Raw genomic sequence first — 19,185 nt, forward strand, 5'->3', positions numbered from 1 at the left:
CCTGGGTGGACACGACGGTCAGAGTAGGCGGCCGTCGCGGCTGAGGAGCGAGCGGCGGGGGAGTGCCCAGGCGGCGATGACGAGGGTGACGTCCTCCCCCCGGCGGGCGCGCCGGTCCCGCAGGGGGCAGAGTGCCACGATGGCGAGAGCCGCGATCACCCGCAGGTCGGCTGGGGAGCCGCGGGTCGGCCTCCTTTTCGGGACGTGCGGACATACCGACAATCACACGGCCTCTTCTGGGCGTAAAGAAACGATCTGGTGAACGGTTCGCCGTGGGCTGATCGTGGGAAGTGCAGACAGCGACACAACATGAGTAGGGTCCCCTTTAGGGACAGTGACGTTTGGGAGGGAGTCGCGTGGCATCGCACAGGGATCTGCCCGTCGGCTTGATGGACCAGCTTTTCCACAACACCGGAAGTTCCTCGTTCACCGAGTTCGTGGCTTCGCGCGCGCCAGGGCTGCTTCCGGTGCGTGGTGAGATTCTGGCCACGCCGATCGGCGACCAGGTTCCGCACGCGACCACGATCGTCGCCGCCACGTTCGCCGATGGCGTGGTCATGGCGGGCGACCGGCGGGCGACGTCCGGCAACATCATTTCTCAGCGTGACGTGGAGAAGGTGTTCAGGACCGACGATTATTCGTGCATGGGCATCGCCGGCACGGCCAGCACGGGCATCGAGATGGCCAGGCTCTACCGGGTCGAGCTGGAGCACTACGAGAAGCTGGAGGGACGCACGCTATCGGTCAACGGCAAGGCCAACCGGCTGGCAGCGATGATCCGCGGCAATCTCGGCATGGCGATGCAGGGGCTGGTGGTGGTGCCGCTGTTCGCCGCCTATGACGCGGATCGCGACGGCGGGCGGATCTTCAGCTACGACGTGGCGGGCGGCCCTTACGAGCGTGACCGGTTCGACGCGATCGGCTCCGGCTCGATCTTCGCGCGGGGGGCGCTGAAGAAGCTCTACCGCGATGGGGCGTCGGCGGACGACACGGTGATGGCGTTGATCCAGGCGCTGTACGACGCGGCGGACGACGATTCGGCCACCGGCGGGCCCGATGTGACGCGCAAGATCTGGCCGATCGTCTCGGTGATCGACGCCGACGGCTTCCGCCGGCTGTTGGACGACGAGGTGGCCGGCTACGTCGAGCAGATGCTCGAACTGCGCCTCATCTCCCCTGACGGCCCCATCGCCCCGCTGCGCTAGAAAGGACCCCATCCGTGTCCATGCCTTTTGGATATGCGTCCCCTGAGCAGATCATGCGGGACAAGGCCGACTACGCGCGCAAAGGCATCGCGCGGGGCCGCAGCGTCGTCGTGCTGCAGTACGAGGACGGCATCCTCTTCGTCGCCCCCAACCCGTCGCGGGCGCTGCACAAGGTCAGCGAGATCTACGACCGCATCGGGTTCGCGGCGGTGGGCCGTTACAACGAGTTCGAGGAGCTCCGGCTGGGCGGCATCCGCTACGCCGACATCAACGGCTACACCTACGACCGCTCCGATGTGACGGGCCGCGGCCTGGCCAATCTCTACGCCTCCAACCTGGGCCGCATCTTCACCGAGTCGATCAAGTCGCTCGAGGTGGAGGTCGTGGTGGCCGAGGTGGGCGACGCGCCGGAGGGTGACGCGATCTACCGGCTGACCTTCGACGGGTCCGTCTTCGACGAGCACGGCTTCGCGGCGATGGGCGGCCAGGCGGAGGCGGTGGCGACGCGGCTGAAGGAGGGCTACCGGGAGGGCATGCCGCTGGCCGACGCGCTGGAGGTGGCGCTGATGGCGCTCACGGAGCCCGGTGGGGAGCGTCCGCCGGTGGGGCAGCTCGAGGTGGCGGTGCTGGACCGCAACCGCGAGCATCGCAAGTTCCAGCGGCTCGCGGGGCCGCGCCTGGAGCGTCTCCTCGCCGCCGCCCCGCCCGCCGCGACTCCGCCCGCCACTGGCGGTTCTCCGCTCGAATCCGACGCCGGCTCCGACACCCCACCCCCGACCGGCCCCGAGGGCGACGTCGACGACGGCTCGCCGCCGCTGTAGATCCCCGCCTCCGGGCGTGCGCAGCCGGTCATGGTCAACGCCGATGGCCGCCGCTCCAGGCGTGCCCGGCTCGGGTGCTCTGACCTCGCCTTGCTCGGGCGGGCGGTCTCCGCCCGTCCGAGCTTTTTTGCCACACAGGCCCGGCCCGCTGCCCAGCGGGCCGGCGCCGTCACGAGACGGCCCGCGAGCCCTGCGGGAGTGTGACCTGGTTCACATGCATTTGGGCGAACCGTCGAGCGGGAACGAGGATCTCAGAAGGCGTGAAGAACCCCATGCGCACCCTCCTCGCGGGCGTCGCCGCCGCGACCGTCGTCCTCACGGCCGCCACCGCCGCGAACGCCGCCACCACGGGCGTGCCCAAGTTCAAGGCGCCCAAGACCTTCGGCACGACCTTCCAGGCCGATCCGAAGCACGACTTCACCAAGCACATCTCCCCTCGCCACGACGGCATCCTGCGCGGCCTGATCACGTACCTCAGCGGCGACACCGCCGAGTACACGCCGGTCAAGTGGAAGAAGGGCACCATGACGGAGGGGCAGTTCGTCACCCCGCCCAAGGGTGACTCGATGGCCTACTCGTCGCGGATCGCCAAGAACGTGGTGTTCCTGTCGGCGTTCGGCTGCAAGGTGGCCGAAGGCGACCTGACGGTCGGCAGGAAGGACGCTCTCGGCAGCAAGCGCTGCTCGCGGTCCATCCTGATCAAGCGGCACAAGCGCGCCGCCCACCCGTCGCTGATCACGGTCTACAAGGGCGAGATCGTCCAGGTCCAGGAGATCTACACCCCCTGACGCCCCAAGAGGGTTCGGCCCCATGCCGGTCGTACAAGCGGAAAGCGGGCCCGGGCGGAAAGCTGCTCACCTGGGGATGGCCCTCCGGGGGATGACCATCCAGCGGGACGGACCGAAGCGCGTGAGGGAAACACGGGGAAGATCCCTCCCGCTTGACGATCCGTGGGCATAGTGTGAGGTGATGGATCGTCGCATCTTCGGGCTGGAGAACGAGTACGGCGTGACCTGCACGTTCAGGGGACAGCGCAGGCTGTCCCCCGACGAGGTCGCGCGCTACCTGTTCCGGCGGGTCGTGTCCTGGGGCCGATCGAGCAACGTCTTCCTCCGCAACGGCGCACGTCTGTACCTCGACGTGGGCAGCCATCCTGAATACGCAACACCCGAGTGTGACAACGTCATCGAACTCGTCACCCACGACAAGGCCGGCGAGCGCATCCTCGAGGGACTCCTCGTCGACGCCGAGAAGCGGCTGCGCGAAGAGGGCATCGCCGGTGACATCTACCTCTTCAAGAACAACACCGACTCCGCGGGAAACTCCTACGGCTGTCACGAGAACTACCTGGTCGGCAGGCACGGCGAGTTCGGCCGGCTGGCCGACGTGCTGATCCCGTTCCTGGTCACCCGGCAGATCATCTGTGGCGCGGGCAAGGTGCTGCAGACGCCGCGCGGCGCGGTCTACTGCGTGTCGCAGCGGGCCGAGCACATCTGGGAGGGCGTCTCCTCGGCGACGACCCGGTCCAGGCCGATCATCAATACGCGAGACGAGCCGCACGCCGACGCCGAGCGGTTCCGCCGTCTGCACGTCATCGTCGGCGACTCGAACATGAGCGAGGCCACCATGCTGCTCAAGGTCGGCGCCACCGACCTGGTGCTGCGCATGATCGAGGCGGGTACGGTGATGCGCGACCTGTCGCTGGAGAACCCGATCAGGGCCATCCGCGAGGTGTCGCACGACATGACCGGGCGGCGCCGGGTGCGGCTGGCCAACGGCCGTGAGGCGTCGAGCCTGGAGATTCAGCAGGAATACCTGTCCAAGGCCAAGGACTTCGTCGACCGGCGGGGCGGCGACCCGATCGCGCGCCGGGTGCTGGAGCTGTGGGAGCGGACGCTGCACGCGGTCGAGACCGGCAACCTCGACCTGGTGGCGCGCGAGATCGACTGGGTGACGAAATACCAGCTCATCGAGCGTTACCGCAAGAAGTACGATCTGCCGCTGTCCTCGCCGAGGGTGGCGCAGCTCGACCTGGCCTACCACGACGTGCACCGCAAGCGTGGCCTGTTCTACCTGCTGCAGAAGCGCGGCTCGGTGGAGCGGGTGGCGTCCGACCTGAAGATCTTCGAGGCCAAGTCGGTGCCGCCGCAGACGACCAGGGCGCGGTTGCGGGGCGAGTTCATCCGGAAGGCGCAGGAGAAGCGGCGCGACTTCACCGTCGACTGGGTGCATCTCAAGCTGAACGACCAGGCGCAGCGCACGGTGCTGTGCAAGGACCCGTTCCGCAGCGTCGACGAGCGGGTGGACAAGCTCATCGCTGGAATGTAGCGACTGGTTTACCACGGCCCTACTTCGATGTCGGATAGGGTGACGCGAATCTGACGTCTTTCCGAGGGAAATCCATGCGCCGCGCTCTGGCCGCTCTGGCCGCCGTGCCTTTGATCTTCTTCGCCGCCGCGTGCGGCGGCTCCGACTCGGGTGCCAACGGGGCCGCCGCCACCGCGAGCAGCGCTCCGGGCAAGGTGCAGGTCACCGGCAATGTGGGCGCCAAGCCCACGGTGACCTTCCCCGCCGGCTCGCCCGCCACCAAGTCCTCCTACGAGGTGCTGACCCCTGGCACGGGCCCGCAGGTGAAGAGCGGCGACAAGATCATCATCAACTTGACCGTCTACAACTGGGACGGCAAGCAGAACGCCTTCCAAGGCTCTTCCTACGACTCCAAGGCGCCGGAGACCATCGCGGTCGACCAGCAACTGCCGCAGGTGCTGCAGGAGGGCTTCGCCAAGGTCAAGCACGGCGGCCGGGTGCTGGCCGTGCTGGCCGCCGACGCCGCCCAGCAGCCGCCGCAGCAGGGCCAGCAGCCGCAGCCGACGAAGGTGTTCGTCGTGGACGTGGTCGGGGCGCCGCCCGCGGCGCTGAAGGCGGCCACCGGCAAGGAGGTCGGCGAGAGCATCAAGGGCGTCAAGGTCGTCAACCCGGGCGGTGACAAGGCGCCCGAGCTGACCACCAAGACCAAGGACAAGCCGTCCAAGGAGCTCGTGGTCAAGACCGTGATCCAGGGCACCGGGGCGAAGGTCAAGCAGGGCCAGACCGTGGTCGCCCACTACACGGGCAAGATCTGGGGCACCGACAAGGTGTTCGACTCCAGCTGGACCAAGGGCGAGCCGGCCTCGTTCCCGCTCGCGAACGTGATCCAGGGCTGGCAGAAGGGCCTGGCCGGGGTTCCGGTCGGCAGTCGGGTCGTGATGAGCATCCCGCCGGACCTCGGTTACGGCAAGCAGGAGCAGAACGGCATCCCGGCCAACAGCACGCTGGTGTTCGTGGTGGACGTCCTGTCGGCTTACTGACGGGTGATCTGATGACGCGGTAGCATCTCCGGGCCCGGCGACGACACCGTCGCCGGGCCGCCCGCTCGGGAGGGGTCCGATGCGCCGCCGTACCGTCGTGCTGCTGTTACCGCTGGCCATGCTGACGGCCTGCACCGGCACCCAGACGGGCGATCCGGAGCTGAAGGTGGGCGGCCGGTTCGGCGCCAAGCCCACGATCGTCTTCCCGGCCGGCAAGCCGGCGGCGGGGCTGCAGGTCGACCAGCTCACCGAGGGCAAGGGCGCGCCGCTGGGCAAGGACGACGTGGCGATCGTCCAGTACACCGCGCACGTGTGGGACGGTGGGGAGAACCGGCTCGTCGACTCCAGCTTCAACCGTGGCGCCCCCGCCGCCTTCCCGGTCGGCCGGCTGATGCCCGGCCTGGACCTGGCGTTGCGGGGCCGCCGGGTGGGCAGCAGAGTGATCGCCGCCATCCCGCCGGCCGACGGCTTCGGCGCGAACCCGCCGCAGGGGGTCGGCGCGGGCGACGACCTGTTCTACGTGATCGACATTCTCGGCGCGCACCCGAAGAACGCCTCGGTCAAGGGGCGGGGCGGGTCGCTGGCGGGCGTGCGGGTGACCGGCGGCGCCCGGCCGGGGCTCTCGGTGCCCGCGACCGCGCCGCCCCGCCGGTTCGCCGCCAAGGTGCTGGCCAAGGGGACGGGCCGCCGGACGAGGGCGGGGCAACTGCTGGTCACCCAGTACGAGGGCGCCATCTGGGGGCAGCGCCGGATCTTCGACGCCACCTGGAGCACCGGGCAGCCGAAGGCGTTCACGATCGGCGACGGCAGCGTGATCAAGGGCTGGGACCGGGCGCTGGCAGGCGTCCCGGTGGGCAGTCGCGTACTGATGATCGTCCCGCCCACCTACGGATACGGGCCCGCGGGCCAGCCCGCCTTCGGCATCCGCGCCGCCGACACGTTGGTCTTCGTGGTGGACGTTCTGGCCGCCTACTGAGACGCCCCGCCTGACCTGCTGTGACGGTCCAGGCCGTCTGCTGGATCAAATGGATCGAACGGGACGGTTCAGGGCGTCCAGACGTACGGCGTGGTCGTGGTCACCGTGTGGAAGCCAAGCCGTGCCAGGATCGGCCGGCTGTCGTCCGAGGCGTCCACCTGGAGATAGTCCACCCCGGCCGCCACGGCGAGCTGGGCGCGCCGGGCGACCAGAGCGCGGTAGATGCCGCGGCCCCGCCACTCCGGCAGCGTGGAGCCGCCCCAGAGCCCGGCGAAGCCGGTGCCCGGCATGTGCACCAGCCAGGCGGCCGAGACGACCCGGCCGTCCGCCTCGGCCACCAGTACGGCGAGGCCGCCGGGATCGGTCGTGACCCGCTGGATCAGGTCCTCGCCCAGCCAGCTCCAGTCCTCGCCCCAGACGGCGGACTCCATGGCGGCGATCGCCCACAGGTCGGCGTCGGCGGTGACCTGCCGGATGGTCACGCCGGCGGTCAGGGGCGGCGCGTCCAGCATCTCCTTGGCGACGCCGACCAGCACCGTCTCCCGCTCCTCCGGCGCGAACCCCGCGCGGACGAGCCGATCCGGCAGGTCGGCCGGCAGGTCGTGGGCGCGGGTCTTCCACTCCACGGCCTCGCCGCGGGCCGCGAAGTGGTCGCGCTGGCGGGCGATCAGCGCGTCCAGGCTGGCGCCTTCGACGCCGAGCACGGGCGGGCCCTCGACGAAGCCGCGGAACCGGCCGGTGACGCGCAGCAGCGGGCCGTCCATCTCGTACACGAGCCCGTCGGCGGGGTGCTCGGGGACGCGCAACCTGGTGCGGTCGTAGGCGGCGAGGAGGGGGGAGGGTTCGCTCACGGGAGAAGCCTAGGGGGTGCGGTCTCGGGTGGAGAGCGCGGTGCGGTCCGCGGGGGAGAGGGGCGCCTAGACTCCCGCTGTGAGCGATGACGACCTCGAGGCCCTGGCGCTGCTGCACGATCCGGTGCGGCGCAGCCTGTACGAGGCAGTGGCGGGCAGCGGCGGCGACCTGGGCCGGGGAGAGGCGGCCGAGATCACGGGCGTGTCCAGGACGCTGGCCGGCCACCACCTGGACAAGCTCGTCGAGGCCGGGCTGCTGGAGAGCGCCTTCAGGCAGCAGGAGAAGAAGGGGCCCGGCAGCGGGCGGCCCGCGAAGGTCTACCGCAGGGCCGGGGGAGAGCGGTCGGTGAGTCTGCCGCCGCGTGACTACGTGGCGCTGGCCTCGGTGCTGGCCGAGGTCGTCGACTCCCTCGGCGCCGAGGAGGCGGCCGAGAAGGCGGCGCGCGCGGCGGGCGAGCGGCTGGGCCGGGGGCGGAGTGAACCCGTCGAGGCGGTGCTGCGTGAGCGGGGTTACGAGCCCTACGCCGACGGCGGCACGCTGCGGATGCGCAACTGCCCCTTCCACGTGCTGAGCCACGAGCAGCCGCTGCTCGTGTGCTCCATGAACCTTGCCCTCTGCCAGGGGGTTCTCGAAGGGCTCGGCGATGATCCCGGACGGGCCCGGCTGGATCCGCGGCCGGGGGAGTGCTGCGTGGCGCTTTCTAAAACAAAAGTAGATTGACATAGAAGAGCGAAGGGTGGTGTGCTGAGCGTCATGCATCTAGCCGAGCTCAACATCGCCCACATGCGCGCCCCGATCGACAGCCCCGAGCTGGCCGAGTTCGTCGCCGCGCTGGAGCCCATCAACACCCTCGCCGACGGCTATCCCGGATTCGTGTGGCGGATGAAGGAGAGCGACGAGGATCCGACCGCGACCCTCACGCACGACTACGGCGACCACCTGCTGCTCAACTTCTCGGTGTGGGAGTCGCTCGACTCACTGTGGAACTACGTCTACCGCAGCGCCCATCTGGACGTACTGCGCCGCCGCAGGGAGTGGTTCCTGCGGATGGCCGAGCCGTACATGGTGATGTGGTGGATCCCGGAGGGTCACATCCCGAGCCTCGCCGAGGGCATGGAGCGCCTGGAACGCCTCAAGGCCGAGGGGCCCAGCCCCGAGGCGTTCACGTACAAGGACTCCTACGACAGCAGCGAGGCCGCGCACCTGCCCGCCGCGGCCGAGGCCAGGAAGTAGGCCAGGTCCTCCTCCAGGGGCCGGCCCATGGTCGAGAGCCTGACCGGAGACTCGCGCAGCGCCTCGTGCAGGCCGCCGACCGGCACGGGCACCAGCTCGTGCCGGACGGCGAGCAGCTCGGCCTGGTCCCTGACCCGCTCCCCGAACTCACCGGGCAGCAGCGGCACCGCCACCCGCGCCGGAGCCAGCGCGACGCGGCCGTAGGCGGTCAGCGAGTGGTGCGAGACGCCGAGGTGGCGCTCGCGCAGGTCGCCCTCGCTCACCCGCAGCGCCGCCACCGGGCGGCCGCGCAGCACCGCGGCGGCGTTGACCGCCTCACCCGCCGAGACGCCCGAGAAGCCCCACCGGGTGCCGGTGCCGAGATTGCCGGGTCCCTGCGTGACGATCGCCACGTCGGCCTCCAGCACGTGCCTGGCGGCCAGCAGGCCCGTGTGGACGGTCACCGCCTCGACGTCGCCGCCGAACGCCTGACCCACCGTCACCACCCCGGCCAGCCAGTCGATCTCCCGCAATTTCGCGCAGGCCATCGAGAACCAGGCGGGCAGCGCGCCGCCGTCCTGCATCACGTAGGCGACGCGGACGCCCGGGCGTGCCTCGTACAGGCCGCACAGGATCGGCGCCAGGGCCGAGTGCAGGTCGGCGACCACCACCGGCATGCCGTCGACCGAGTCGGCCTCGCGCAGAATCTCGTGGAAGGGCGAGTCCTGCTCGTCGGCGCCGAGCACGGTGGCCTGCAACGGGGTGTAGCGGGCCTTCACCAGGTGCCCGGGTCCCTGCGGATCTTCCGGTAAACGGTTCGGGACTGCCACCACCATGGCGTAACCTCCCGTACCGAGACCCATCGCGAGTGCCGTCGTGTTGAGCAGGACCTCGTCGCCGGGTTCCGGACGGCCCACCAGCAGCGGATAGGCCAGTGCCCGGTACGTCCCGCCGGGTTCGACGCCCGGCTGGTGGTCCCCTCCGGAGACGGCGACGTCCAGTTCCATGGCTCCCGGCCACTCGCGCCGGATCCGCACGACCTCGCCCTTGCGCCATCTGATCACTCGGGCAGGGTAGCGTCGTTGAAGGAGGAGTGAGGCAGGATGTCGCGCCGCAAGACCGAGCGATTGCTGAACCTGGTGATCTGCCTGCTCGCCACCCGCCGCCCGTTGTCGGCCGAGCAGATCCGCCAGGCCGTCCCCGGCTATGACCGGGACGGTGATGAGGCGTTCCAGCGGATGTTCGAGCGCGACAAGAACGAGCTGCGCGAGATCGGCATCCCCATCGACGTGGTGCGCGATCCCTGGGAGGATGAGCCCGGCTACCGCATCGAGCGCCAGTCCTACGAGCTGCCGGAGATCACCCTGGAGGCCGACGAGGCCGCCGTGCTCGGCCTGGCCGCGCAGGTGTGGCAGCGCGCCAGCCTCGCCGAGGCCGCCTCCGGCGCGCTGCTCAAGCTGCGCGCGGGCGGCGTGGCCACCGACGAGACCATCGGCGCCGGGGCGCTGGAGCTGCGCCTCGACACCCGCGACCCGGCCTTTCCCGCGCTGTGGGACGCGGTACGCGACCGGCGCCTGGTGCGCTTCGACTACCGCAGCGCCGGCAGCGAGAGCGTGCGCAGCCGCACGGTCGAGCCCTGGGGCGTGGTCAGCCGCCGGGGCCGCTGGTACCTCGCCGGGTTCGACCGCGGCCGGGACGCGCCGCGCGCCTTCCGGCTCAGCCGCATCACCGGGCAGGTCGCCACGGTCGGGCGGCCGGGCTCGGTCGAGGTGCCGCCCGGCGTCGACCTGCGGGCCATGGTCGGCTTCCCCGAGGAGCCGGTCGAGGGGCGCACGGCCGTCATCCGCGTACGGGAGGGCGCCTGCGAGGGGCTGCGGCAGCTGTCCACGGCCGTACGCGTGGGCTCCGACGGATGGGACGAGGTCGACCTGGGCTTCACCGACCCCGAACGACTGGCCGGCTGGATGGCCAGCCTGGGCGCCGACGTCGAGGTGGTCGAGCCGCCAGACGCCCGCGAGGCCGTCATCCGCCGACTGAAGGGAGCGCTGGCGTGAGTGGATCCGCCGACCGGCTGCCGAGGCTGCTCGCGCTCGTGCCGTACCTGATGTCGCACCCGGGCGCGCAGCTCGGCGAGGTGGCCGGGGTGTTCGGGCTGAGTGAGAAGCAGCTCATCGACGACCTGCAGCTGGTGTGGATGTGCGGGCTGCCGGGGCACACGCCCGGCGACCTGATCGACGTGTCGTGGGACGGCGGCGAGATCCTCATCGACAACGCCGACACCATCGCCCGGCCGCTGCGGCTGGGCATCGACGAGGCCAGCGCGCTGCTGGTCGCGCTGCGCATGCTCGCCGCCATGCCGGAGCTGGCCGAGGTGCCCGGTGACGCGCTGCCCCGGGTGGTCGCCAAGCTGGAGCGGGCCGCGGGGGAGGGCGCGGCGGCCGTCAGCAGCCAGGTCGCGGTCGACGTCGACGCCACCCCCGACGCGCTGCTGCGCGTGCGCGAGGGGCTGACCAGGCGGCGCCGCCTGTCGCTGCGCTACTACGTGCCGGGCCGCGACGAGGTGACGCCGCGCGAGGTCGACCCCATGCGGCTGGTCGTCGTCGACGGCCGCACCTACCTGGAGTGCTGGTGCTACCGGGCCGAGGCGATGCGGCTGTTCCGGCTCGACCGGATGCTCGGCGTCGAGGTGCTCGAGGTGGCCGCCGACCCGCCCGCCGAGGCCGAGCCGATCGACGTGGCGCAGGGCGTGTTCCGGCCCTCGCCCACCGACGAGCTGGTCGAGCTGGAGGTGACCGCCGCCGGGCGCTGGGTGGCCGAGTACTACCCGTGCGAGGAGGTCACCGAGCTGGGCGAGGGGCGGCTGCGGGTGGCGCTGCGGGCCCGCGACGAGGACTGGCTGCTCAAGCTGGCGCTGCGTCTCGGCGACACCGGCAGGGTGCTCTCGCCGCCCGCGATGGCCGAGCGGGTGCGGGAGGAGGCCGAGCGGGCCCTGAGCCGCTACGCTCACCGGACATGACCTGGATCTTCGTGGCGGCCGGGCTCGGCGTCGCCGGGCTGGCAGCGCTGGCGGTCGCGGGTGTACGACTCCTCTCCGCCGCGCGTAGTCTGAGCAGTGAAGTAGCCGGGGCGCGGGCCCAGCTCGAGCCGCGGCGGGCCAGATTGAGGCACCGGGGGGATGAGACCAACCCTCCGGCAGCGTACGATCGTGGCTGAAACAGCAATCGCTCAAAAAGGACGTTTCATGGGAAACCTCGGACCTACTGAGCTTCTGATCATTGCCGGCGTGCTCGTCCTGCTGTTCGGTGCCAAGAAGCTGCCGGAGATGGCCAGGGGCCTCGGCAGGTCGATGCGCATCTTCAAGTCGGAGACGGCCAAGCTGCGCGAAGACGACTACGACGACAGGCCGGCTCCGGTCGACACGGTGACGCAGACGACCGCCCAGCCGCAGCCCGCGCCTCCGCAGCCGATCCACGCCGCGCCCGCGCTGTCGGTGGAGGAGCAGGCTCGCCAGTTGGAGGAGCAGGCGGCCAAGCTGCGCGCCAGTGCCGACAAGAAAGCCTGACCCTGCCCCTCCTCGCACTCCTGGGACTGCTAGATGGCGCTGCTCAAGAAGTCGAGCGGAGAAGGTTCGGCCCGCGATCCCGAGGGCCGCATGCCGCTCATGGATCACCTGCGGGAGTTGCGTAACCGGCTGCTCATCGCGACGATCGCGGTGGTCGTCGGCATCATCATCGGCTGGATCTTCTTCGACCCCGTGTGGGCGATTCTCAAGGCCCCCTACTGCGACACCTTCCAGTCGAAGCAGCTCACGGGCCATTGCAGCCTGACTTACAACGGCATCTTTCAGTCCTTCTTCATCACGCTGAAGGTGTCCGCGATGATCGGCCTGGTGCTGGCCTCGCCGGTCTGGCTCTACCAGATCTGGTCGTTCGTCACGCCGGCGCTCTACCGCAACGAGAAGCGCCACACGGTGGTGTTCCTGGCTCTGGCGATCCCGCTGTTCGCCCTGGGTGCGGTGCTGGCCTACATCATCATGCACACCAGCCTCGGCTTCCTGCTGGGCTTCTCACTCGACGACACGGTCGCCACCATCGCGATCGACGACTATCTCGACTACGTCCTGATCATGATCGCCATCTTCGGGGTGTCCTTCGAGCTGCCGCTCTTCCTGGTGTTCCTCAACGTCATCGGGGCGCTGTCGCACGCGACGGTGGCCAAGCACCGCCGCATGGTCATCTTCATCATGTTCGTGTTCGGCGCCGTGATCACGCCGGGTGGCGATCCCTTCGCGATGATGGCCCTGGCCGCACCCATGATCGTCCTGTTCGCGGCCGCCGAGTTGTTCATGTACCTGCGCGAGCGGCGACTGCCCGCCGGCGAGAACTTCTCAAACCTGTCCGACGATGAGGCGTCACCGCTGGAACAGGATTCCGATGCGGACCGATAGGCGATAAGTTCCGGGCGTGGCCCCCCAACTCGTCCTGCTCGTCAACCCCGCCGCCCGAGGCGGCCGGACGGTGCGCCTGCTCGGACCCGTGGCCCGCCGCCTGCGCGCGGGCGGCGCCGAGGTGTCGGTGATCGTCGGTGACAGCGCGGCCGACGCGCTGGAGCGCGCCTGCGCCGCCGTGGCCGAGCGCCCCGATGCCCTGGTGGCCTTCGGCGGCGACGGCCTGGTCCACCTGGCCGTGCAGGCGGTCGCCGGGACGGACGTGCCGCTCGGGATCATCCCCGCGGGCACCGGCAACGACATCGCCACCTCCTTGGGCGTGCCGCCCAAGGACCCGATCGCGGCTGCCCGTACGGTGCTGCGCGGCCGCTCCCGGCTGGTCGACGCCGCCCGCGTCCGCGCGGGCGGGGCCGACGAGTTGTTCGCCGGGGTGGTGTGCTGTGGGTTCGACTCCCGGGTGAACGAGCGGGCCAACGGGCTCACCTGGCCACCGGGTATGGCCAAGTACCTGCTGGCCACCGTCCAGGAGCTGCGGCGCTTCCGGCCGATCCCCTTCCGCCTCACCTTCGACGATGGCGAGCCGATCGAGCGGGAGGCCATGCTGGTCGCGGTGGGCAACACCTCCTCCTACGGCGCCGGGATGCGGGTCTGCCCCGATGCCCGGCCCGACGACGGGCTGCTCGACGTGATGATCCTGGAGGCGGTGTCCACGGCCGAGTTCGTCCGGGTGTTCCCGAGCGTCTACCGGGGCTCGCACGTCCGTCACGAGGCCGTGTCCGTCAGGCGGGTGCGGAGCGTCCGACTGGAGGCGCCCGACGTGGTGGCCTACGCCGACGGGGAGCGGATCGGTCCGAGCCCTGTCACGTGCGAGATCCAGCCAGGGGCGCTGCGGGTCATCACCTGACCAGAGGTCAGACCCCGACCCGTTGCGGGGCGGGCGGATCGGCGGGCAGCGCGGGGCTGGTCCTGAGGAACACGGCGAGCAGCACGGCGACGGCCATCACGCCCGCCGCCGACAGGAACACCACGTGCACACCGGACAGCAGCGCGCCCACCACCCGCTCACGCGCCTCCGGCGGCACCGCCCTCGCCAGGCTCCCGGCCCGGGTCCCGGGCGGCAGGTGTGACTCGGTGGTCCGGTTCAGCAGGATGCCGAACGTGGCCGTGCCCAGCGCCGAGCCGAGCACCTGGACGAAGCGGATGGACGTGGTGGCAACGCCGAGCTGGGAGCGCGGTGCCGAGTTCTGCACCAGCATGACGACGATGCCCAGCACCATGCCGAACCCGACACCCATCACGAACAGGTCGAAGCGCAGCGTCCAGGCGGACGTGGCCGTCTCCAGGCGGCTCAGCAGCACCATCGCGGCCGTCACGCAGGCCATGCCCGCGATCAGGAACGGCTTGGTGTCGCGACCGCGCCCGATGAGCACGCCGGAGATCGTGCCCGACACGACCATGCCGATCGCCATCGGGATGAGGTACAGCCCCGAATCGGTGGCTTTGACGCCGGCCACCACCTGCAGGTAGATGACCGTGTAGAAGATGCCGCCCGCCATGCCGAGGCCGGTCAGGAGCTGCAGCGGCAGGGCGATCCTGAGCGTCGGGTGGCGGAACATGGACAAGGGCAGGATCGGCTCCGCCGCGGTGAGCTGGCGCCAGGCGAACGCGGCGAACAGCACCACGTCCAGGCCGGTGAGCGCCACTATCGTGGCCGAGTCCCAGGCGTAGATCTTGCCGCCCCACTCGACGATCAGCAGCAGCAGGCAGGCCGCCATCGCGATCAGAGCCGCTCCTGGATAGTCGATGCGGTGGCGCAGCCCGCCGTCGCCGAGCCGGATCGCGATGGCGGCCGACACCAGGACGAACAGGCCGACCGGCAGGTTGAGATAGAAGATCCAGCGCCAGGTGGCGTGGTCGGTGAACACGCCGCCCAGCAGTGGGCCCGCCACCAGGCCGAGCCCCGCGATGAGGCCGCCCGCGCCGCCCGCCGAGGCCCGCTGCTGGGGCGGGGTGAGATGGGCGGCGACGATCATCGTGACGCTCATCAGGCCGCCGCCGCCGAGCCCCTGCACCGCGCGGAAGGCGATCAGCTGCCCCATGTCCTGAGCCAGCGCGCACAGTGCGGATCCGGCCAGGAACAGGCCCACGGCGCCCAGATAGACGTGCTTGGCGCCGTAGACGTCGCACAGCTTGCCGTAGAGGGGCAGGGCGGCGGTGGCGGCCAGGGAGTAGGCGGTGACCAGCCAGGGCAGCCGCTCCAGACCGTGGACGGGGTCGAGCTCGCGGACGATCGACCATGACGCGGTCGCGACGATGTTCTGGTCCAGCACGGCCAGGATGAGCGTGAGAAGCACGCCGATCATGGCGATCCGTTTCTGCGCTTGGGTCATATTTATAGACTGAGTCAAAATTTAGACCAAGTCAATTCAGTTAGGATGGGCGCTGTGGAAGAGGGGTTGCGCGAGCGCAAGAAACGGGAGACCCGGCAGAAGATCCACAACACCGCGATGGAGCTGTTCACCCAGCGCGGATTCGCCGAGGTGTCGGTCCTGGAGATCGCCGAGCGCGCGGGTGTCTCCAAGATGACCGTCTTCAACTACTTCTCCACGAAAGAGGACATCGTCCTCGACGTGATGGGGGAAGGCTTCAGCGACATCGCCCAGATGGTGAGCGGCCGGCGGCCGGGTGAGTCGCTGGTCGAGGGGGCCCGCCGCGAGTTCCTGGAGCGGCTGGCCCGCCACGCCCCCGAGACCGGGCTCGACGACAGTCCGGCCTACACGGCGCAGCTGCAGCTGTTCAGGAAGACGCCCTCGCTGGCGGCCAGGCTGCTGATGTTCCACATCGCGGCCGAGGGGGCGATGGCCGAGGCCATCGAGCGGGAGCGACCCGGCGACCCACGCGCGCCGTTCGCCGCCGGGCAGCTCTACGCCCTGCTGCGGACCCTGCAGGTGCAGAACACCCGGCGCATCCACCACGGGCAGAGCGCCGGGGAGGCATACCCCGACGCGGTCGCGGCCGCCAACGCCGGTTTCGACCTGCTGCGCGGGGGCCTGGGCGACTATCTGGCGGGCTAGCCGGGACGGACCGGAATAGCGATTTCGGTAGGGTGACGGGTATGACGAGTCCAGCGGAGCGGTACGCGGCCTTCCGCGAGAAGTACGGGGACGACGGAGCCGCACTCGGATCGTTCCGGGGCCTCTACGACTTCGAGCTCGACGACTTCCAGGTCGACGGCTGCCGCGCTCTGGAGGCGGGCGACGGGGTGCTGGTCGCCGCCCCCACCGGGTCCGGCAAGACGGTCGTCGGCGAGTTCGCCGTCCACCTGGCCCTGGAGCAGGGGCGTAAGTGCTTCTACACCACTCCGATCAAGGCGCTGTCCAACCAGAAGTACAACGACCTCGTCAAGCGCTACGGCACGGCCAAGGTCGGGCTGCTGACCGGCGACAACAGCGTCAACGGCGAGGCCCCGATCGTCGTCATGACCACCGAGGTGCTGCGCAACATGCTCTACGCCGGCTCGGCCACCTTGGCCGGACTGGGTTACGTGGTCATGGACGAGGTCCACTACCTGGCCGACCGCTTCCGCGGCGCGGTCTGGGAAGAGGTCATCATCCACCTGCCCGAGTCGGTCCGGCTGGCGGCGCTGTCGGCGACGGTCAGCAACGCCGAGGAGTTCGGCGAGTGGCTGGGCGAGGTACGCGGCGACACCACGGTCATCGTCGACGAGCACCGGCCGGTGCCGCTGTGGCAGCACCTGATGATCGGCAATCGCGTCTACGACCTGTTCATGAACGACGAGCTGACGCCGCGCCTCAACCCCACGCTGATGCGGGTCACCCGTGAGACCGAGCGGCTGACCGCCGGGCGCGGCAGGCGCGGCTACGGCCGGCCGCAGCGTTCCCGCCCGCCGGACCGCGCCCAGGTGATCGAGAAGCTCGACTCCGAGGGGCTGCTGCCCGCGATCACGTTCATCTTCTCCCGCGCCGGCTGTGCCGCGGCCGTCCTGCAGTGCCTGCACGCCGGCATCCGGCTCACCGACGAGCGGGAGCGGCACGAGATCCGGCAACTCGTCGACGAGCGCACCGCGCACCTGCCCGACGAGGACCTGTCCGTGCTCGGCTACCTGGAGTGGCGCGACTGCCTGGAGCGCGGCCTGGCCGCCCACCACGCGGGCATGCTGCCGGCCTTCAAGGAGGTCGTCGAGGAGCTGTTCACCCGCGGCCTGGTCAAGGCGGTCTTCGCCACCGAGACGCTGGCGCTCGGCATCAACATGCCCGCCCGCAGCGTGGTCATCGAGAAGCTCGACAAGTGGAACGGCGAGACGCACGCCGACCTCACCCCCGGCGAATACACCCAGCTCACCGGCCGGGCCGGGCGACGGGGCATCGACGTCGAAGGCCACGCCGTGGTGCTCTGGCAGCCCGGCATGGATCCGTTGTCGGTCGCCGGGCTCGCGGGCACCCGCACCTACCCGCTGCGCTCCAGCTTCCAGCCCTCGTACAACATGGCCGTCAATCTGGTCGGTCAGTTCGGCCGCGAGCGCGCCCGCACGCTGCTGGAGGAGTCCTTCGCCCAGTTCCAGGCCGACCGGGCGGTCGTCGGGCTGGCCAAGCAACTGCGCAAGCACGAGGAGGCGCTGGAGGGCTACCGGGAGGCGATGACCTGCCACCTGGGCGACTTCCCCGAATACGCGGCGCTGCGGCGCCGCCTGACCGACCGCGAGGCCGAGCTGTCCAAGCAGCGCGGCGCCGCGCGCCGGGCCGCGGCCGTCAAGTCGCTGGAGGCGCTGCAGCCCGGCGACGTCATCCGCGTGCCGGGCGGGCGCCGGGCCGGGCTCGCGATCGTGCTCGACCCGGGCCGCAACCCGCGCGGCGCCGGCCCCAGCCCGCTGGTCCTGACGATCGGCAAGCAGGTCAAGAAGCTCGACCCGGCCGACTTCCCCGTCCCGGTCGAGCCGATCGAGAAGCTGCGCATCCCGAAGAACTTCAACGGTCGCTCGCCGAAGGAGCGCGCCAACCTCGTCTCCACGCTGCTGGCCAAGATCGGCGACCGCGACCTGGGCAAGCCCACCAGGGCTCGCGACCACGCCGTCGAGGACGACGAGATCAACGAGCTGCGCCGGCGGATCCGCCAGCACCCGTGCCACGGCTGCGACGAGCGGGAGGACCACGCCCGCTGGGCCGAGCGCTACTACAAGCTGCATCGTGAGACCGACGGGCTGCGGCGGCGCGTCGAGGGCCGCTCGCACGTCATCTCCCGCACCTTCGACCGGATCTGCTCGGTGCTGGAGCAGCTCGGCTACCTGCACGAGGAGGCCGTCACCGACGAGGGCCGCCGCCTGGGCCGCCTCTACACAGAGCTCGACCTGCTGACCGCCGAGTGCCTGCGCAGCGGGCTGTGGGAGCAACTGGAGCCCGCGGAGCTGGCGGCGTGCGTGTCGGCACTCGTCTTCGAGTCGCGCAACGCCGACGACGCCCGCCGCCCCAAGATCCCCGCCGGGCGGGCGCAGGACGCGCTGACGGCCATGATGCGGCTCTGGGGCGAGCTGGAGGGCATCGAGTCCGACCACGGGCTGTCCACGATCCGCGAGCCCGACCTGGGGTTCGCGTGGGCGGCGTTCCGCTGGACCAAGGGGCACAGCCTGGACGCGGTGCTCATGGACGGCATCAACGGCAACGAGCTGGCGGCGGGCGACTTCGTGCGCTGGGTGAAGCAGCTGATGGACCTGCTCGGCCAGCTGGGGCATGCCGCCCCCCAGGGGAGCAAGATCAAGCAGACCGCGGCCAAAGCCATGGACGCCATGCGCCGGGGGGTTGTCGCGTATTCGTCCTTGTCTTGATCCGCTGCGGCTCTGTCTGTAGGGATAAGAGCGCTGTTTTCCTGCTTTACGGCAGAGCACGGTGGGCCCCACCCGCCCTACGGGGCGGGCCCCCGTCCAGGGGCACGCTCCTGCGGTTTACGGGGCCGGGCGCCGTTACGTGCGTCCTGTGGGCCGGGGTCTTCCCCGGCCGACTGACCGTCCGGTCAAGGTGATGTGGTGGGCTGTATACGCAACGTCACCATGTAGTCAGTTTCCGGGCGATTCGGTATGGAAATGCCCAGGTCGAAGCGGGTTTTTACAAGCCGGAGGTCGCCATGTTCGCTCTCATCGCCGCGGTGCTGTTCGTGCTCGCGCTGATCTTCGAGATCGCCAACCTCGCCGTGGGCGGCGTGCTCACGGCCACCACTCTCACCACTGCCGGACTGCTCTGCGTCGCGCTGCACCTGATGGGGCTGGGGGCAGCCTGGAAGCCCCTCAAGCGGTAGCCGGAACTCATGGAGCCGC

Annotated in this window: 21 protein-coding genes; 17 read left to right on the top strand and 4 right to left on the bottom strand. The window is 70.3% G+C overall.

Features of this window, described 5'->3' with window-relative positions; genetic code table 11:
• Positions 1-18: 18 nt before the first annotated feature.
• On the bottom strand, positions 19-159 hold the full coding sequence (locus tag AB0H88_RS28305) for a hypothetical protein (protein WP_357649543.1): 141 nt from the start codon (positions 157-159) through the stop codon (positions 19-21).
• Positions 160-389: 230 nt separating this feature from the next.
• Between AB0H88_RS28305 and prcB the strand changes: the two genes are divergently transcribed.
• From prcB to AB0H88_RS28335, 6 genes are all read left to right on the top strand, one after another.
• On the top strand, positions 390-1,205 hold the full coding sequence (gene prcB, locus AB0H88_RS28310) for a proteasome subunit beta (protein ID WP_357649988.1): 816 nt from the start codon (positions 390-392) through the stop codon (positions 1,203-1,205).
• 20 nt (positions 1,206-1,225) lie between these two features.
• On the top strand, positions 1,226-2,026 hold the full coding sequence (gene prcA, locus AB0H88_RS28315) for a proteasome subunit alpha (RefSeq protein ID WP_357649990.1): 801 nt from the start codon (positions 1,226-1,228) through the stop codon (positions 2,024-2,026).
• A gap of 260 nt (positions 2,027-2,286) precedes the next feature.
• On the top strand, positions 2,287-2,814 hold the full coding sequence (locus AB0H88_RS28320; protein WP_357649545.1) for a hypothetical protein: 528 nt from the start codon (positions 2,287-2,289) through the stop codon (positions 2,812-2,814).
• Between the two features lie 181 nt (positions 2,815-2,995).
• On the top strand, positions 2,996-4,354 hold the full coding sequence (gene pafA, locus AB0H88_RS28325) for a Pup--protein ligase (protein ID WP_357649547.1): 1,359 nt from the start codon (positions 2,996-2,998) through the stop codon (positions 4,352-4,354).
• 74 nt (positions 4,355-4,428) lie between these two features.
• A complete protein-coding gene (locus tag AB0H88_RS28330; RefSeq protein ID WP_357649549.1) occupies positions 4,429-5,373 on the top strand; it encodes an FKBP-type peptidyl-prolyl cis-trans isomerase in 945 nt (314 codons plus the stop codon).
• 79 nt (positions 5,374-5,452) lie between these two features.
• Entirely contained in the window at positions 5,453-6,349 is an 897-nt protein-coding gene (locus tag AB0H88_RS28335; protein ID WP_357649551.1) for an FKBP-type peptidyl-prolyl cis-trans isomerase, read from the top strand.
• Positions 6,350-6,417: 68 nt separating this feature from the next.
• On the opposite strand, the gene AB0H88_RS28340 is transcribed toward AB0H88_RS28335, so the two are convergent.
• Positions 6,418-7,200 carry a GNAT family N-acetyltransferase gene (locus AB0H88_RS28340; RefSeq protein ID WP_357649553.1) on the bottom strand — a complete coding sequence of 261 codons (783 nt, stop codon included), beginning with the start codon at positions 7,198-7,200 and terminating at the stop codon, positions 6,418-6,420.
• 79 nt (positions 7,201-7,279) lie between these two features.
• On the opposite strand from AB0H88_RS28340, the gene AB0H88_RS28345 reads away from it, so the two are divergent.
• A complete protein-coding gene (locus AB0H88_RS28345) occupies positions 7,280-7,921 on the top strand; it encodes a helix-turn-helix domain-containing protein (protein ID WP_357649555.1) in 642 nt (213 codons plus the stop codon).
• A gap of 33 nt (positions 7,922-7,954) precedes the next feature.
• Positions 7,955-8,434 carry a DUF3291 domain-containing protein gene (locus AB0H88_RS28350; protein WP_357649558.1) on the top strand — a complete coding sequence of 160 codons (480 nt, stop codon included), beginning with the start codon at positions 7,955-7,957 and terminating at the stop codon, positions 8,432-8,434.
• On the opposite strand, the gene AB0H88_RS28355 is transcribed toward AB0H88_RS28350, so the two are convergent.
• A complete protein-coding gene (locus AB0H88_RS28355) occupies positions 8,380-9,477 on the bottom strand; it encodes a DUF3866 family protein (RefSeq protein WP_357649560.1) in 1,098 nt (365 codons plus the stop codon). The two genes, AB0H88_RS28350 and AB0H88_RS28355, sit on opposite strands and share 55 nt — an antisense overlap.
• 39 nt (positions 9,478-9,516) lie before the next feature.
• Between AB0H88_RS28355 and AB0H88_RS28360 the strand changes: the two genes are divergently transcribed.
• The 6 genes from AB0H88_RS28360 to AB0H88_RS28385 are packed head-to-tail and all read left to right on the top strand — an operon-like array spanning position 9,517 to position 13,764.
• Positions 9,517-10,467 (top strand): WYL domain-containing protein, encoded by a 951-nt coding sequence (locus AB0H88_RS28360; protein ID WP_357649562.1) that lies wholly within the window; start codon positions 9,517-9,519, stop codon positions 10,465-10,467.
• Complete coding sequence (locus tag AB0H88_RS28365; protein WP_357649564.1) at positions 10,464-11,429, top strand: WYL domain-containing protein; 966 nt, start codon at positions 10,464-10,466, stop codon at positions 11,427-11,429. Before AB0H88_RS28360 ends, AB0H88_RS28365 begins: the two co-directional genes overlap by 4 nt.
• Positions 11,426-11,626 carry a hypothetical protein gene (locus AB0H88_RS28370; protein ID WP_357649566.1) on the top strand — a complete coding sequence of 67 codons (201 nt, stop codon included), beginning with the start codon at positions 11,426-11,428 and terminating at the stop codon, positions 11,624-11,626. Before AB0H88_RS28365 ends, AB0H88_RS28370 begins: the two co-directional genes overlap by 4 nt.
• Positions 11,627-11,654: 28 nt before the next feature.
• Positions 11,655-11,975, top strand: coding sequence for a Sec-independent protein translocase subunit TatA (tatA, locus tag AB0H88_RS28375; protein ID WP_357649568.1), 321 nt, complete (start codon positions 11,655-11,657; stop codon positions 11,973-11,975).
• Positions 11,976-12,008: 33 nt separating this feature from the next.
• On the top strand, positions 12,009-12,860 hold the full coding sequence (tatC, locus tag AB0H88_RS28380; RefSeq protein ID WP_357649570.1) for a twin-arginine translocase subunit TatC: 852 nt from the start codon (positions 12,009-12,011) through the stop codon (positions 12,858-12,860).
• A 16-nt stretch (positions 12,861-12,876) separates the two neighbouring features.
• Complete coding sequence (locus tag AB0H88_RS28385; protein WP_357649572.1) at positions 12,877-13,764, top strand: YegS/Rv2252/BmrU family lipid kinase; 888 nt, start codon at positions 12,877-12,879, stop codon at positions 13,762-13,764.
• A 7-nt stretch (positions 13,765-13,771) separates the two neighbouring features.
• On the opposite strand, the gene AB0H88_RS28390 is transcribed toward AB0H88_RS28385, so the two are convergent.
• Positions 13,772-15,250 (bottom strand): MFS transporter, encoded by a 1,479-nt coding sequence (locus AB0H88_RS28390; protein WP_357649574.1) that lies wholly within the window; start codon positions 15,248-15,250, stop codon positions 13,772-13,774.
• A gap of 54 nt (positions 15,251-15,304) precedes the next feature.
• Between AB0H88_RS28390 and AB0H88_RS28395 the strand changes: the two genes are divergently transcribed.
• From AB0H88_RS28395 to AB0H88_RS28405, 3 genes are all read left to right on the top strand, one after another.
• A complete protein-coding gene (locus tag AB0H88_RS28395) occupies positions 15,305-15,934 on the top strand; it encodes a TetR/AcrR family transcriptional regulator (protein WP_357649576.1) in 630 nt (209 codons plus the stop codon).
• Positions 15,935-15,975: 41 nt separating this feature from the next.
• A complete protein-coding gene (locus AB0H88_RS28400) occupies positions 15,976-18,699 on the top strand; it encodes a DEAD/DEAH box helicase (RefSeq protein WP_357649578.1) in 2,724 nt (907 codons plus the stop codon).
• Positions 18,700-18,995: 296 nt separating this feature from the next.
• On the top strand, positions 18,996-19,166 hold the full coding sequence (locus tag AB0H88_RS28405; RefSeq protein WP_357649580.1) for a hypothetical protein: 171 nt from the start codon (positions 18,996-18,998) through the stop codon (positions 19,164-19,166).
• The last annotated feature ends 19 nt before the right edge of the window (positions 19,167-19,185 follow it).

This window comes from Nonomuraea sp. NPDC050680, assembly GCF_040654555.1.
Lineage (GTDB): Bacteria > Actinomycetota > Actinomycetes > Streptosporangiales > Streptosporangiaceae > Nonomuraea.

Bases quoted from the DNA above. Each gene is read 5' to 3' on its own strand.
- prcB (WP_357649988.1), top strand. From the start codon at position 390: ATGGACCAGCTTTTCCACAACACCGGAAGTTCCTCGTTCACCGAGTTC.
- AB0H88_RS28335 (WP_357649551.1), top strand. From the start codon at position 5,453: ATGCGCCGCCGTACCGTCGTGCTGCTGTTACCGCTGGCCATGCTGACG.
- pafA (WP_357649547.1), top strand. From the start codon at position 2,996: ATGGATCGTCGCATCTTCGGGCTGGAGAACGAGTACGGCGTGACCTGC.
- AB0H88_RS28330 (WP_357649549.1), top strand. From the start codon at position 4,429: ATGCGCCGCGCTCTGGCCGCTCTGGCCGCCGTGCCTTTGATCTTCTTC.
- AB0H88_RS28400 (WP_357649578.1), top strand. From the start codon at position 15,976: ATGACGAGTCCAGCGGAGCGGTACGCGGCCTTCCGCGAGAAGTACGGG.
- tatA (WP_357649568.1), top strand. From the start codon at position 11,655: ATGGGAAACCTCGGACCTACTGAGCTTCTGATCATTGCCGGCGTGCTC.
- prcA (WP_357649990.1), top strand. From the start codon at position 1,226: ATGCCTTTTGGATATGCGTCCCCTGAGCAGATCATGCGGGACAAGGCC.
- AB0H88_RS28360 (WP_357649562.1), top strand. From the start codon at position 9,517: ATGTCGCGCCGCAAGACCGAGCGATTGCTGAACCTGGTGATCTGCCTG.
- AB0H88_RS28390 (WP_357649574.1), bottom strand. From the start codon at position 15,250: ATGACCCAAGCGCAGAAACGGATCGCCATGATCGGCGTGCTTCTCACG.
- tatC (WP_357649570.1), top strand. From the start codon at position 12,009: ATGGCGCTGCTCAAGAAGTCGAGCGGAGAAGGTTCGGCCCGCGATCCC.
- AB0H88_RS28370 (WP_357649566.1), top strand. From the start codon at position 11,426: ATGACCTGGATCTTCGTGGCGGCCGGGCTCGGCGTCGCCGGGCTGGCA.
- AB0H88_RS28350 (WP_357649558.1), top strand. From the start codon at position 7,955: ATGCATCTAGCCGAGCTCAACATCGCCCACATGCGCGCCCCGATCGAC.
- AB0H88_RS28405 (WP_357649580.1), top strand. From the start codon at position 18,996: ATGTTCGCTCTCATCGCCGCGGTGCTGTTCGTGCTCGCGCTGATCTTC.